We start from the raw sequence: 14,862 nt of genomic DNA, 5'->3' as shown, positions 1-14,862 counted from the left end.
ATGACCGACACCATCAACATCACCGTTCCCCGCAAGCGTCGCGACGGCATCTCCGCCGCCGCACCGAGCGCGCGGGTGCGCAAGCCCGTCAACGGCCGCACCTTCAACCGGGTCGCAGCCGTCGTGCTCGTCATCTTCTCCGTGATCTGGCTCATCCCCAGCCTGTTCGCACTGAAGACCGCACTCACCGACAACGGCACGGCTGCGATCGGCGCGTCCGCGATCCTCAGCGACTGGAACCCGACGCTGTACTCGTTCTCCACGCTGCTGGGATCGGGCGACATCTGGAACTGGTACCTGTCCAGTGCGATCACCTCGGTGGTCACCTCGGCCCTCACCGTGCTGCTGGCCTCGATGGCCGCCTACGCCCTGTCACGGCTGAAGTTCCGCGGATCGAACCTCGTGATGCTGCTCATCGTGCTCGGGATCATGATCCCCGGCCAGGTGCTCATCGTGCCGATCTTCCAGGAGCTGAACGCCCTCGGCCTGCTGAACACCTACTGGTCGGTGATCTTCCCGCAGGTTCCCGCGGTGATCGCGGTGTTCATCTTCAAGCAGTTCTTCGACTCGATTCCGCGCGAGCTCGAGGAAGCCGCCGTCATCGACGGAGCCGGCACCTGGCGCATCTACTGGTCGCTGATCATGCCGCTCAGCCGTCCGGTGATCGCCGCGGTGACGATCCTCACCTTCGTCGGCGTCTGGAACAACCTGCTGCTGCCGCTGTACGTGCTCTCCAACCCGGATCTCATGACGATCCCGGTGGGACTCGCGACTGTCCAGGGCAGCTTCGGTCAGCGCTACGCCGACATCCAGGCCGGCGCGATCCTCGCCGCGCTCCCGCTGGTGATCCTGTACCTGATCTTCCAGCGTCAGATCGTGGAAGGTGTGACAGGCTCGGGCCTCAAGGGCTGAGCCTCCCCTGATGCGCATGGCTCCTCTCCCACGCGGAGAGGAGCCATGTGCACATCATGGACTCGGACTGGCGGCGGCAGCCGCCTGATCCATCGCCGTCCAGACTTCGGGCGGAATCTGCAGCTCAGGAGGGGTGTCGGTGCGCGTCGCCGACCAGGGCTTCTCCTCGTTGCCCGCGATGCGGGCGGAGAAGAACTGCAGTACGCCGTCCTTGTCGAGCATGTAACGAACCGGACTCTGCGTCGGGTCGGGTGCGGACGTCTGTCCCTGCGCACCAGGACCGGTGAAGACGTCGCAGACCACGCCATTGACCGTTTCGGTTCCCAGCCAAGCGGCACCACTCTGCTGAAGCAGCTGCGCGTTCTCGGGCCGGTCGCTGGCCAAAAGCAGCAGCAGGCGCAGGAACGAATCGACATCGCCCTGGCCGAGATCACGGCCGGACCAGGTGGAGAGGTCGTCCCACTTCGCCGGATCCACGCCCGTGAACACGGACCTCTCCCCCCACACGACGAGGGATGCCGGATCCTCGCCGGTGGCGATGAGGCCCTGCCCCGTGTGAGCCTGCGTGTCGATCATCACGGACCCGGAGATCGGCAGCGTCTCGGGACCCGCTACCGTGTACGACACCGTCTCCGCGAGATAGTTCTTCAGCCGGAACGAGGCCAGCAGTTCCGCCTGTTCTGCGGTCAGGGCTGTGGGCGCCTGCGTCGACGATCCCGGGGTGCAGGCCGTGAGCGCGGCGAGCGCCAGTGCGCCGGTCGTCATCAGAAAGCTCCGGCGCGTGAACGCAGGATCAGAGCGTCGGCTCACCGGTTGTCCTTTCGTCGTCAACCCGCACGCGCCTTATCGCGGGTCGTCCCATCCGCCGCACCAGCCACCACACGACGATAACCCCAGCGAGAGTGGTACCCGCATAGATGACGAACCACCACGGGAAGGCTACCGCGGCTGGCGCCTCCGCTCGCGCGAGGTCCTCGGATGGGGTGGGAGTAATGCGCGCGCCGGTGACAAGAATGCGATGCGTGTTGATGCCGAGCGGCGTACAGGTGACCAGTGTGACGAGGTCCTTCCCCGCCTCTTGACGAAGACTCGCATTGTCCTCCGGTTCCACCACCTTCGTGTCGATCACCTGGTAACTGACGGTGTGACCGAACGTCGTGATGGAGAACGTATCGCCCTTCTGGACCCTGTCGAGATCGGTGAACATCCGGGCGTTCGCGAGTCCGCGGTGCGCGGTGATCACCGAGTGCGTGTCGACGCCTCCCACCGGGAGCGACGTGCCCTGCAGGTGCCCCGCGCCCTCAAGAAGCGCCTCATCACTGGTGCCGTGATAGATCGGAAGATCGACGTTGATCGACGGAATCTGGATCCGGCCCATGAGACCGTGCCCGGCATCGAGCAGCTTCCAGTAATTCAGTTCATCGTCCGCGAGGCTGCCAGAGCCGGTCGGCACGTTGGTGTTGGCCGCGAGGATCGCGCCGGACGAGAGCTTCGAGTTGTACTCCTCGGCGTTCGTGATCTGGTCCTCGGGCGGCGGAGAGGCCTCCACCACCTGCTGCTCGTAGCTCTCGAGCGCGAGGGACTGATTGTAGGCGCTCACCCAGGCGGCAGCCGTCGGGTACATCACGAGTGTCATCCCGAGCCAGGCGAGAACGCTGGCCACGATGATGGATGCCCGCGACCCGCGGGTGTTCTTGCGCGCTCGGCGCAGCTGTTGCCGTGTTGTCATCCGCTTCTCTCCCAGACAACTGTGCGCCCTGGAGAGCGCAGAAGTGCGGGGGCGCGCAGCGCCCCCGCACTCAGTTACCGATCAGTGATCAGGACTCGTCGGTCGGTCCTGCGTGACGGCGACGACGCGCGAACACGATCACGCCGGCAGCCACCACGATCAGGGCGATGCCACCGATGGTGAGGATCAGCTGTCCGTCCGAACCCGTCAGCGGAAGACCGGGAACGGCCTGCTGCTTATTGGTGATGGTGACGATCGGGTTGATCGTTCCGACCTCACCGGGCTTGACGACGATCTCGGTCAGAGCGGCATCACCCGTGGGCAGGACGAAGCCGGCCGGTGCCTTGATCTCCTGGATCACGTAGCAACGCTGCGCCAGGTCGTGGCCCGCCGGGGTCGTGGTGAGGACCTCACCATCCGGCCCGATGTTCAGCTCGGTGTCGCCGACCCAGAGGCCCGGGATGCTGACGACACCATTCGCGCCCGCCGTGACGACGTACGGAGTCGTGGTGCCGGGAACCGTGACCTGCGTGACGTTGCTCGTACCGAACTGAGCCTTGCAGCCCGTGGCGTTGAGGTCGCTGATCCACACCGTGAACTCCGCGCCCGTCAGGCCCTGGGTCTGGTTGTCGAAGTTGACCTTCTTCAGTTCCAGCGCACCCCAGCGCGTCTGCACGACGTTGGTGGGGGTGCCCGGCGTGCCGTCTCCATCGACATCGAAGTCGTTGATGTTGACGTTGGCGACGTTATCGATGGTGCCGATCTCGTCGGCGGTGGCGGTGAAGCCCACGACGACGTACTGTCCGGCAGCGAGCTGGTCGAGACCCGGCTGAAGCAGCGTGACGGTGAGAGTCTGCTCGGCGCCCGCCGGCGTCCAGGTGAAGTCGTAGTCCGTTCCCTGCACGAGCGTTGCACCGCCGAAGATCTTGACGGTGACCTTGGCGGGCGTGAGGTCCGGGGTCAGGCGGTCATCCAGCGTGTCCGTGACGACGAACTTGGTGTAGTCCTCACCCGCCGGCAGCGCCGGAATCTTGGTGGTGACCTCATAGTCGATCGGCGCACCCAGCACCGCACCGTTCGTGTCCTGGTGGACGATGTTCTTGCGCGGGCCCTCCGCGATGGTGTTCTTGGGGTACACGTTGACGTTGTACACCCACTCGCCGTCGAGGGTCTCCGGGTCCTCCGGCGTCGGCAGGGTCACGATGAACGGCGCGGCCGGTTCGACGACGTTGGCCGGCGCGTCGATCTCGCGCACGAAGTACGGGCCGAGCGGGAGTCCCGACACCGTCGAGAGACCGTCGGAGTCCGTCTCAGTTGCTGACGTGCAGCCAGACAGGGTGTAGCCGCCGAGCGTGGTGACACCCTGTGCTGCGGCCGCTGCCATCTGCGCCGGGGTGATCGCGTTCACAGCGTCCCACCCGGTGTTCGTGCCGTCGAACAGGTTGATGCCATCGATGCGGCAGTACTCGAACACGACGCCCGCGATACCGGGTGTCGTCGGGTCGGTGCCCGTGCCGCCCGGGTTCTGGTCGCCGTCAGCGGGGTTCTCGTGCTTGTGGATGATGATCGACCCGGTCTCGCCCAGGTCGATGTCGGCAGCGTGCGCGGCGGTCGCGAAACCTGCACCGGCGAGTGCCAGCACAGAGCCCAACGCGACCCTCCGCAGCCAGCGCTGCTTGCGTGAGTTCGTCATTCGGGATTCCTTATCTTTCGGGTTGTCGGGGAAACAGATGGTGAAACTGAAGATGAATGTGATTGCCAGGACGATAGTGAAGAAAAGATCGTGGTCACACCTCCGCACGGGCGCGGCGGCGCCAGACGAGGACGAAGACTCCGGCGGCGAGCACCATCAGAACGCCACCGCTGGCGAGGAAGTAGTCGCTCCCCCAGCCACCGGTCAGGGGAATCGACGGCACGCCCTGCTGCTGGTTCTCGATGTCCGGATGCGTCGTGATCGCGGCGTTCGCGAGCACGGTCACCGCGATCGGGTTCGTCAGCAGCACGTAGCCGACCGGAGCCTTCGTCTCCACCAGGGAATATGTGCCCGGAACCAGCCCGATCACCAGGAACTCGCCGGCATCCGGATCGGTGTCCGCCCCCGTGCAGTCCGTGGCCGCTGCGGCGACGCAGTCGACGACCACCACGGCCAGGCCGGTGGGAGCACCTGCCGCGTCGACCGGGGTCAGCGTCCACTCCGAGCCCTTCAGCAGCTCGCCGCCCGCGCCGTCGACCTTCTTCCACACCAGCGACGTCGAGATCGGATTCGTCACGACCTTGTCGAAGTAGTGGTTGCGTAGCTCACCGAAAGCGCCGGGCTTCACCGTCACCGCATAGGAGACCTTGGCTTCTTGTCCCGGCTGCAGTGCCCCCGTCCACGTGAGGAGCTTCGTCGCTGGGTCATAGGAGGCGGCTCCGAGGCCTGCGGGATCGATCGTGATCGATGCCGGGTCAAGATCGGCGTTGTTCACGACGTTCGTGAGATCGTCGGTGACGGAGAAGGCGTTCGACGCCACCGTCCCGGTGTTCCTCACAGAGATCGTGTAGGTGACCACATCACCAGGGTTCACGAGCGTACCGTCACCGGGAAGGGCAACCTTGTCCCACGTGATGATCGGGTGCTCGGTCTTGATGTTCGGCTCCACCAGCACGTTGCCCACAGTTCCGGTCGCACCGGCGTTGATGGTCACCGTGTAGGTGATCCGGGCGGTGGTACCGGGAGACAGCGGACTGCCGGCAGTCGCGGTCCACACCACCGTCTTCGCCGTCGCATCGAAGACGATCTGCCCACACGTAGCACCGGGTGCGCCGCCCACACAGGTGAGCACCGGAACCGCACCCGCGGGAGCCAGCGTCGCTTTATCCAGCACCGCAGCCATGTTGTCGGTCAACGTGCCCGTCGTGATCGACTGTGTCGCACTCGGGTTCACAGCGGTCACGGTGTAGGTGACCGAGTCTCCCGGCTTCAACGCGGTGCCCGGCACGGGGTCCGATGTCTTGCCGAACGTCGGCGTCACCGGCAGCGGAATGATGTAGCCCGCGTCGATCGTGTGATCATTCTGCCCCGGGCCACCAGCGGTGTACACGAACGTTCCGTCCGCCGGATTCGGGTTGGAGTCGATCCGCGGGTTCGAGCCGACGCCCTGCGAAGTGAAGGTCAGATCCGTCCAGGGACGAGTGCCGGTCGTACCGCCCAGGTTCACCGTTCCCGTCGTCGGAGCAACGAATTTGATCGTGTAGTTCCCGCCGTACGGGATGAACTGTCCACCCAGATTCGTGTCCGCCGTGGAGAAGTAGTACTCGCCTCTGGCGTTCGTGGTGCGCGTGCCGATCACGGTGCCGTTCTTGATCAGCTGCACCGTCACACCAGCAAGCGGAACCTCATCCGCCCCTTGGATGCCGTCGTTGTTCGCATCGAACCAGACCCGATTTCCGATCTGCAAGGGGGCGTTATTGCACAGCGCCTCGATATCCGCGAGGCCCTGACCCTTGCCGAAGAGACCGGATATATTCTGATCCCGGATAGCGGCAGACGTGTACGCATTATCGAGTGACATCCCGTTTCTGAACGCCTGCTGGTTAGGATCGATCGTGCTGGTGACCACTCCGAGCTCGGTCGGCACGTAGACGATGCCGCTGAAGTAGCCCTCGTTGTGGATCCCATCAAGCACGTTGTCGTTCTTAAAGAACTCCCCATATGCGTTCTTCGGCACACCCGGGCAACCACCATTCACATCAAAGATATAGCCTTGATAGTTCCCTGTTGGGGAGCATGCCAGCAGCAAGTCGCCCCCCGAGGACGGCTCGTCGAAGGCAGGCTGCGCGGGCACCGAGAATTGGAGTTCATGGCCGTACTGGTCAGGAGTACGATCGCGGAAGCTCACCATCATGGCACCGTCGTTGCGGAACTCGATATCGCCCAGCATTGGTTGTGCGTATGTATATCCGCCATCAAAAACCACGGGGGAACACACCTGCACGATGTCATCGTTCCAGGGATGCCACGTCGCGAGATCGCAGGGCTGACGCGCGACGTAGCCCACTTCACGAGCGTAATTCAGAGGCTGAGCGAGCACGGTCTGCCCGGTGAACGCCATGTCAGACAAGTTCCCAGCAGTTCCGATCGTCAGGGACTTCACGACCGCCACGAGGGACGTATCACACACGCCGCCGACGTAGAGGACTCCGTCCCGCTCACCAAGTCCCATCGGTCGCCATTCGCCAGCTACTGTGCACTCGGCAGGCACCGGAATAGGAATAGCCTTCAACACGGGAGCCGCCCCGGAGGTATCCGACGCGTTGAATACATAGAGTTGCTTGTCGTACATATTCACTGCGAACAGATACCGGCCGTCATCGCTCACGTCAATGTCGCCAAGACTCTCCTTGCCGACTGCTGTGCGGAAGGCGAGATCCTCGTTGTTCAACGAGTGAAGCGTCGGGCCCGTGTTCGGCACTGTCGCGAACAGTGTCGGCACACCGGGAGTAGTTGATGCGGTCGCTGCCGGCGAGACGAAAATGGCTCCGCTCCCGTACGAGCTGTAGTTGGAAGCGCGCTTTGCGTACGCCCCCGTGAACACACGGAATCCTGCGCTTGTCGCCACCGGCCGGCGAACGCCCTGACCATAAATTCCCCCGCCCGTCACGTTGTTCGTTGTCACCGTCACCGGAGTCGCGGTCAAGTCATAGCTTGACGTAAAGATAGTCCGCTGATTTGTCAGCCACGCAGTTCCGGAGGTATTGAGGCCGGGCTGGCAGGCATTCACGATCATCGGATTGTTCTGGCAGTAGTCGGTCGGGTTCCAGAAGCCCGTCAGCATCGACACAGTCTTACCCGCAGAGATATCCACGAACTCCTCGTTGGAGGACATCGCCGTCGCGCTCGGTGTCCCCGACGTCGCCGCGGTCGCTGAGTACAGGACGCCGGGGTTCGGGTTGACAACCTCGACCCGGTACTTGCCTCCGACGAGTGACGACGTCGCGCCGGCAAATGTCGCCACACCGCTCGCATTGGTCGTGAGAGTCACCGACGCACCGGTGTTGTCGGTCACCAGCACCTGCACACCCGCAAGCCCCGGCTCCAATGTCGCGGTCCGCGCGCCGTCACCGTTGACGTCGCGAATCACGGTGACGGTCAACGTCCCATCTCCTGGCGCGGCCGCAGCAGGCTGCGCAAACGGAGACAAGAGTCCTGCCGTGATCGCGACAAGTCCCGCGACCAAGGCGGACCGGCGCACCACCGATGCCACCGCTCTTCCCCGCGCGCGTGAATGAGTGATCGTCATGCCACTTCTCTCATCTTGCGCAGCACAAATGCTGCTTCTCGCCGACACGCATCCCCATGTGCATCGACGAGATCCCCGGTGTCCCACGCTCGGACACTCGACATATTCGGGAGATCAAGTACCAGCTGCGGGGGACGTTTCACGGTGATAATTGCACGCCGCACATGCAATGTCCATAGCGACGATCGCTTTTGACCCCACCGCGGGGGACAGTATCGTCGCTGCCGCAGACGGAGGCCGTCGCAACGATGGTCACACAACGAGCTCGGTGCTCACGCCGCCACTGATTCGGCCGGAGCCCGGCGACGCCGCGACCACGCAGCCGCCTGCCGCATCCGTACACGCGCGTCATTGAATCCGGACCACCACACATAGCCCGCCGCCACGAGAATCGCCGCAAGAACGCCGACGGCCCACCAGGGGAATCCGGGGATGTCCGGTGCCTGCCCGGCGGCAGCGATGTCTTCGATGGGGGTCGGCGTGATGCGCTCCCCGGTCACCAGGATGCGGTGCGTGTTGATGCCGAGCGGGGTGCAGGTCACCAGGGTGACGAGGTCCTCGCCCGGAACCGCCCGCAGAGCATCGGTGTCTTCGGGGGCGACCACCTTGGTCTCGCGCACCCGATACGTGAGCACCTCCCCGAAGACCTCGATGGTGAAAGTGTCCCCCACCTTGACGCGGTCGAGGTTCGTGAACATCGCCGCGTCCGCGAGTCCACGATGCGCGGTGAGCACCGCGTGGGTGTCCGGTCCGCCGATGGGAAGGCTGGATCCCTCCAGATGCCCGACACCCTCCAGAAGAACCGCGTCGCTGGTGCCGTGATAGATCGGCAGGTCCACATCGATGGCCGGGATCTTGACACGGGCCATGAGGCCCTGTGCGTTCATGCTCAGGATGCTCGGGTAGTCGAAGCTGCCGTCCGTGAGCGTTCCGTTGCCGACCGGGACGTTGCTGTTCGCCTTCACCTGCACGCCGGCGGTGAGCGCGGCGTTGTACGCCGCAGCCTGCCGGAGCTGCTCCGCCGCGCTCGGGTTGGAGTCCTCCACCAGCTCGGCCACATTGCCGATCACCTGCGACTGGTTATAGGAGGTGAACCACTGCGCGGTGGACGGGTAGAGGAACAGGCCGCTGCCGCCCAGGATCAGGACGGCGAGCAGCCAGGTGACGACGCTGGGTCGCCACGACCTCCGCAGCACGTGCGCGCCTCCGGAGGAATGACGAGACCGGGGTCGAGACAGCAGCGTGGACGCTGCGGACTCTCGACCCCGGCTCGGCATATCAGTTACTACTTACAGCTGAGCTGCCTGGCGACGACGACGCGCCACGATCAGCAGGAAGCCGACCACGAGCACCGCGGCGCCACCACCGAGCATCAGCACCTGGCCGGCGGCACCAGTCAGCGGCAGGCTCGGAACGGACTGCTTGGTGTTCTTGACGTCGATGTCGACCGTCGTGGCCGATCCGGTCGTCACGGCGACGGCGGTCTTCGCCGCGTCGCCAGTGGGCAGGATGTAGCCGGCGGGAGCCGCGGTCTCGATGATCACGTAGCAGCGCTGCGTGGCGTTGATCGGCGCGTTCTTCGAGTCAGACACGAACAGACCGGCAACGGTCACAACACCGTTGGCGTCGGTGGTGAAGTCGGTGACGCCGTTCACGCTGATCGCGGAACCCGTGGTCACCTTCGACGTGCAGGACTGGCCGGCGGCGACGTAAGCCGGGTCAGCCGCGAACACCTGGAACGTGGCCCCGGAGAGCAGCTTGCTGTTGCCCGCATCGCTCTTCTGGATCACCAGGTTGCCCCAGTTGGTGGTCACCTCGTTGGAGGGAACACCCGGGCCCGGGTTGTTGTCGCTGTCGCCCGAGGGATCGTTCACGAAGAGCGTCGCCTTGTTGGGGATGATGCCGTCGGTGCCAAGCGATGCGACAACGCCCGTAAAGTTCGTGACGACCTTCTTGCCGCCCTGCGTTTCCAGCCAGTCCAGACCGGTCGCGGTGAACACCACACGGATATCCTGCGGGTTGGTCGGGTTCACCTTCACGGTGTAGTACGACGGGTCCACCGCGACGCCACCGACCGTGACCGAAGCAACGGCCACGGGCGTGAGACGGGTGTCGAGAACGTCACGCACGACGTAGGACGTGAGCTGGTCGCCGGCAGCGAGCACCGGGATGTCCGTGGTCACCGGGAAGGTGACCGTCGACCCGAGACCCAGCTGGTCCGCGGGCTGGCTCACGATGTCCTTCACGATGCCCGCATTGCTGTTCTTCGGGTAGGCGTGGACGTTGTAGATCCACTCGTTGTTGTACGGCATCGGCACCGAGATCACGAACGGGCTGGCCTTCTGCACGATGGTGGTCGGCACGCCACCCACCATCGCACCGGCCGTGTTCGTCTCGCAGACGGCGTACGCCTTACGGTCGAGGTTCGTATTGACGAGCAGAGCACCGTTCACATCCGTGACACCCGTGGTCACCACGGTGCCTCGCGTGTACCCGGCCGGGGCCGTCACGTTGCAGTTCGCGTCAAGCGTGACCGCAGAAAGCCCGTTCCAGTCCGCGAAGTTCGCAAGGTTGATGGGGTTGCCGTTGTAGTTCAACTGGTAAACCGTGAACTCAACGCCCTGGATCGCGGCACCAGCAACGGTGCCGGTGCCGTTGGGGTTCGCCCCCGTAGTGGCACCCGTCTCCAAGTGCTTGTGAATCGTGATCGACCCAGGTGTGGTGGTGTCGATGTTGCCGGGCGCTGCCGACGCGGCGGTCGCGCCGAGCATGGTAGTGGCGCCGAGGGCCGCGATGCCGAGCAGGGTGGCGGCGACGCGGCCGGTCCTGCGCGAGATGGATGCAGACATGGTGTTCCTTTCGGGTGCTGCAGATTGTCGGGTTAGTTGATGAATCAGAGGTCTGAGGTACGGAGGAGGCGTTGCCCACGCCGATGGCGGAGAAGCGCGACGGCGAGGAGCGCGAAGAGCGCGCCGCCACCTCCGAGCAGGAAGCCGTCGGCCCCGAGACCGCCGGTGAGCGGAATCGTGAGGGGCGGCTGCTGCTGGTTCACGTAGGCACCCAGGCCCACCTGAATCTGAGCAGGAGCGGTGGCACCAATCGAGAACACGTGCGGAGTGGAATCGAGGACGAATCCGGCGGGTGCCTTCGTCTCGCGGAGGACGTAGTCACCCCATGCCAGGCCAGACACCGAGAAGAAGCCTGCCCGCTGGTCCTTGTCCGTTGCCGATGCGCACGCTGCGGCGTTCGCACCAACACAGTCGACAACGGTCGTGGTGACCGAAGAACTACCCGTTGGCCCCTCCAGCGACCACTCAGATCCAGCCAGTGCCGTGCCGGACGCATCAGTCTTGGACCAAGTCACCGTTCCCAACTGCTTCGCGTTGGTGATGGTCACCGTGACGCGAGTGTTGGTGAGGGTGACCGGGTGTACCGCGGGGGCGACGATGTCGTACCCGGCCGGGGCAGCGGTCTCCTGCAGGAGGTAGTTGCCCGGGGTGAGACCGGTGGTCCAGAGGATCACTCCCGTGGAGGATGTGGTCTGCTCACCGCCGACCATCGTGTCGGTCCCTGGCTCCAGCGTGCCGTTTCCGTTCACGTCCTTCCAGAGCTGGAACTTCGCCCCAGCCAGTGTGGTACTCGACGAAGCGGCATCTACCTTGATCAGCTCGATCTCAGGCGCTGGTGGTCGGTTGGTGAAGGTGCAGAGAACATCAGCCCCGTTCGGCGACGCCGCCGGCGAAGTGAACTGACCGGTCGAGCCGGTCCCACTCGCGAGCTGTGTGCCAGTACGTTCGTCGACACACACCCAGCTAGAGGAGTAAGAGCCGAGGTTGGTGGTTCCACTCGCAGTCTCCGTGATGGTGTAGGTCGTGTTTGGAAGCCCGACCACGGGGCCCGCGATCTCGGAGGCCGTCTGGTTCTGGATGCCGATTTCGGTGCCCGCCGTCAGACCGGTGTTGCCGACGGACAGTCCTCCACCGGTGATCGCGAGAGCGAACTGATCGCTCGCGGCAATACGACCGTCCGGCAGGTTCTTCTGCAGTCGGAGTGTCTGCGGGAGTGCACAGGATGCGAAATCGCGAACCGTGTTCGTGGGAGACAGCGCGGTACCCGTCGTGGCTGGTGCCCCCGAAGAAGGGTTGTACTTGACCAGCTGTTCTGCCGACGACGAGGGCGCGCTGCCCACATAGAGGTACCCATCCGGACCGAATGCAACCGCATTCGGCGCGTTGCTATTCGACAGCTCTGAAATCACACGGGTCTGCAGAACCGGCGGCGTGGCCGACGCTGTGGTCGGAATCGGGTCGGTGATCGCAACCAGCGCACCATCGGTGACCACGAGGAGTCGGCCTGCAGAGTCGAATGAGAAGTCACCGTTGTATGACCCATCAGGAAGCTCCGCCGTTCCGACGAGCCCTAGAGGCTGATTGGCGATGGTGTCGAATCCGTAGATGTGGAGCGTGGGATCACGCACGTACGGCACGTCTGAATTCGGGAACAAACCGAAGTAGTAGATCCCGGTTGTCGGGTTGAAGGCCCCCATGATCGGGGCTCCGTTGTACGGCAGCGGCAGCCCAGTCATCGTCCCGGCAAGCGTGGTTACGCCGTCCTTGACGTGATACACCTTTGCCGTGGACTGCGGAGAGCCGATGGACACCTGCTCGGCAAACCAGAATTCGTGGAATCCGGCGCCCACGGCGAGGGCGTTCACCTGCGTCGTGATGCCTGACGTGGTCACCACCGGGAGCATCTGGCCGGTCGCAGGATCGATTGACCAGATCGTCGCGGGAGACGATCGATCGAGCCCGTAGATCGCGCTTGCGTCGCAGGTGGCCGATACCGGCTTGTTGACGATGTTGCATGTCACCGCATCTCCCGGCGCAATGCCGGGGACGGCGGCACCCTGCGCATTCGGAAGCGCCACCGTGCGTGTTGCTCCGTTCGCGGAGGTGACGACACAGCTTCCACTCGCGAACACGTACCCGGCGCGCTGTGTCTCAGACACGGTCGCGGTCACTCGCGCCGTGCCAGTGGAGAACCTCACGGCCCACGTCGCGTCGCCCGAGGCGTTCGACACCTGCGTGGGCGTGGCGGCCGGCGTCAGCGTCACGCTGCCGGAGCTCGCCGCGAACGAGGCGCCGAGAGTCCATCCCGTGCCGGGCAGCGGGTTCTGGCCCGAGAAGTCGGTAACAGTCTTGTGCACCTTGACGGACGCGGTCAGCGGGGTGTTCGTGTACAGACAGCTGACGGCGCCCCCAGTCGCGGGGATCGTGACGTTACCGGGCGCGGTTGTTCCATTAGCAAAGGCGGCTCCGCCCGTGGTGCAGGAGTAGTTCGTCGCGTAGTTGCTCAGCGAACCGGAGCTCGCCGTCTCCATGACCTGGTAGACCTGGCTGCGCACAACCGGGATCGGGCCGGCCTGAATGGACTGGAGTCCGGTTGTACTACCGGTGGTCGCGGAGCTCGTGGACAGCACAACAGCCCCGGAAGTCCGCAGGCTCACGGTGAACTGGTCGCCGCTCGAGAATCGACTCGTGATCGACTTCTGCAGCGTCATCGTCACCGGCGCGTCACACGTGGCCATGTCGGTTGCCGCTGTATCAATCGTCACCTGCGGACCAGGGCGCGAGCCTGAGGCGGGGTCGTACGTGGTGAGCAGGCCGGAGCTGTTGGTGACGTACATGGTGCCGTCGCTGTGGAACCCGATGCCGTTCGGACTCCCCGCCGACGGGTTGAACGTTCGCTGGGTGAAGACGCTCACGTTCGTCGACGTGGCGTTCCCCGCTGCCACAACGCTCGCGGGAACGGTGTACCACCTGAAGTTGCTCGATGTCATACCTGCGACAAGGAGGTTCCCGGCCCCGTCAAACACCATGTCGCCAAACGTGCCTACGGCTGCGAACGAACCAAGCGTGCGGAATGTGTTGGCGACCGGATCGTACTCGTAGAGCTGGTAGGTCGACCCGCTGTAGCCGCCGAGCACATAGCGGCCGTTGACCGGGTTGATCGCGCCAGAGATCAGCGGAGTGCTGCTGGCGCGCGCGTATGCGCTACCGGCAATCGTCTCCCAGGTACCGGTATCTGCGCTGTATCGCAGGATCGAGGCGACACCGCCCGCATTGGTACCGGAGCCCTGCACGAAGGCGTACATCGTAGAACCGTCGGCAGAGATCGAGAGGCCGTTCGCGGTGCCCGAAGTGTTCCAGCTACCGAAGGTGGTGACCGTGGGAGATCCGGTCGGTGAGTACTGGCTCACCGTGCCGTTGCTCTGGAGGATGTACGCGTAGTCTGCGCCGCAGACGGCGAGCGGTCCCAGGGCAAGCGGGGCGACCAGATCGGTCTCGGTCTTCGCTGCGTTCTTCGCGGGCGATTCCGACGCGGGCGCCGACGGCTCGGAGGGTGCCGACGACTCGGTGTCCGCAGGAGCGGGAGCCTCGGTGTCCGCGGGAGCGGGAGCCTCGGTGTCCGCGGGAGCAGGAGCCTCGGTGACCGCGGGAGCAGGAGCCTCGGTGTCCGCGGGAGCAGGAGCCTCGGTGTCCGCGGGAGCAGGAGCCTCGGGCTCCGTCGGGGCCGAGGACTCGGGGTCAGTCGACGCGGAAGCCTCGGTGCTGACGGGGGTAGAAGGCTCAGTCTCCGTCGAAGCCGGGCTCTCGGATGCCGTCGCGACCGGGGCGGTCGCGTCCTCCGCAGCCGCGGTGTCCGTCGAAGTGGAGGACTCGGGCGACTCGCTCACGGTCGAGGACGACAGCGACGGGGACGCGACGGGAAGCGTGACCGCGGAGACGCCGGACGCCGTGCTCACTCCTGCGCTGAACAGAACTCCTGCGCACAGCACAGACGCGAGAGCGATACGAATTGATCGCTTCCGTCCACGACGAAACGTGTTGAAAGACATGCACTTCCCCAAATGGCAAACACAAACACCGTTGCCTTCCA

Annotated in this window: 8 protein-coding genes; 1 reads left to right on the top strand and 7 read right to left on the bottom strand. The window is 64.7% G+C overall.

The window, feature by feature from the left end; translation table 11 throughout:
• A complete protein-coding gene (locus ABTV68_RS05095; RefSeq protein WP_433676529.1) occupies positions 1–912 on the top strand; it encodes a carbohydrate ABC transporter permease in 912 nt (303 codons plus the stop codon).
• Positions 913–966: 54 nt separating this feature from the next.
• On the opposite strand, the gene ABTV68_RS05090 is transcribed toward ABTV68_RS05095, so the two are convergent.
• The 7 genes from ABTV68_RS05090 to ABTV68_RS05060 form a co-directional block, all read right to left on the bottom strand.
• Positions 967–1,677: a hypothetical protein gene (locus ABTV68_RS05090; protein WP_433676528.1), complete on the bottom strand. Its 711-nt coding sequence runs from the start codon at positions 1,675–1,677 to the stop codon at positions 967–969.
• Between the two features lie 28 nt (positions 1,678–1,705).
• The gene (locus tag ABTV68_RS05085; RefSeq protein WP_433676527.1) at positions 1,706–2,641 is read right to left on the bottom strand and encodes a class C sortase; all 936 of its coding nucleotides are present in this window, start codon (positions 2,639–2,641) and stop codon (positions 1,706–1,708) included.
• An 88-nt stretch (positions 2,642–2,729) separates the two neighbouring features.
• Positions 2,730–4,334, bottom strand: coding sequence for a SpaH/EbpB family LPXTG-anchored major pilin (locus ABTV68_RS05080; RefSeq protein WP_433676526.1), 1,605 nt, complete (start codon positions 4,332–4,334; stop codon positions 2,730–2,732).
• A 94-nt stretch (positions 4,335–4,428) separates the two neighbouring features.
• Positions 4,429–7,923, bottom strand: a complete 3,495-nt coding sequence (locus ABTV68_RS05075; protein WP_433676525.1) for an SdrD B-like domain-containing protein — start codon at positions 7,921–7,923, stop codon at positions 4,429–4,431.
• Positions 7,924–8,195: 272 nt separating this feature from the next.
• Entirely contained in the window at positions 8,196–9,119 is a 924-nt protein-coding gene (locus ABTV68_RS05070; protein WP_433676524.1) for a class C sortase, read from the bottom strand.
• 93 nt (positions 9,120–9,212) lie between these two features.
• Positions 9,213–10,772: a SpaH/EbpB family LPXTG-anchored major pilin gene (locus tag ABTV68_RS05065; RefSeq protein ID WP_433676523.1), complete on the bottom strand. Its 1,560-nt coding sequence runs from the start codon at positions 10,770–10,772 to the stop codon at positions 9,213–9,215.
• 44 nt (positions 10,773–10,816) lie between these two features.
• The gene (locus ABTV68_RS05060) at positions 10,817–14,728 is read right to left on the bottom strand and encodes a SpaA isopeptide-forming pilin-related protein (protein ID WP_433676522.1); all 3,912 of its coding nucleotides are present in this window, start codon (positions 14,726–14,728) and stop codon (positions 10,817–10,819) included.
• Between the last annotated feature and the right edge of the window lie 134 nt (positions 14,729–14,862).

Source organism: Microbacterium gorillae (assembly GCF_050990725.1).
Classification (GTDB): Bacteria; Actinomycetota; Actinomycetes; order Actinomycetales; family Microbacteriaceae; genus Microbacterium; species Microbacterium gorillae_A.
This window is presented reverse-complemented; position numbering and strand designations above follow the sequence as displayed.

Coding starts and splice junctions, on each gene's coding strand:
- ABTV68_RS05095 (WP_433676529.1), top strand. CDS start 1: ATGACCGACACCATCAACATCACCGTTCCCCGCAAGCGTCGCGACGGC.
- ABTV68_RS05090 (WP_433676528.1), bottom strand. CDS start 1,677: ATGACGACCGGCGCACTGGCGCTCGCCGCGCTCACGGCCTGCACCCCG.
- ABTV68_RS05085 (WP_433676527.1), bottom strand. CDS start 2,641: ATGACAACACGGCAACAGCTGCGCCGAGCGCGCAAGAACACCCGCGGG.
- ABTV68_RS05080 (WP_433676526.1), bottom strand. CDS start 4,334: ATGACGAACTCACGCAAGCAGCGCTGGCTGCGGAGGGTCGCGTTGGGC.
- ABTV68_RS05075 (WP_433676525.1), bottom strand. CDS start 7,923: ATGACGATCACTCATTCACGCGCGCGGGGAAGAGCGGTGGCATCGGTG.
- ABTV68_RS05065 (WP_433676523.1), bottom strand. CDS start 10,772: ATGTCTGCATCCATCTCGCGCAGGACCGGCCGCGTCGCCGCCACCCTG.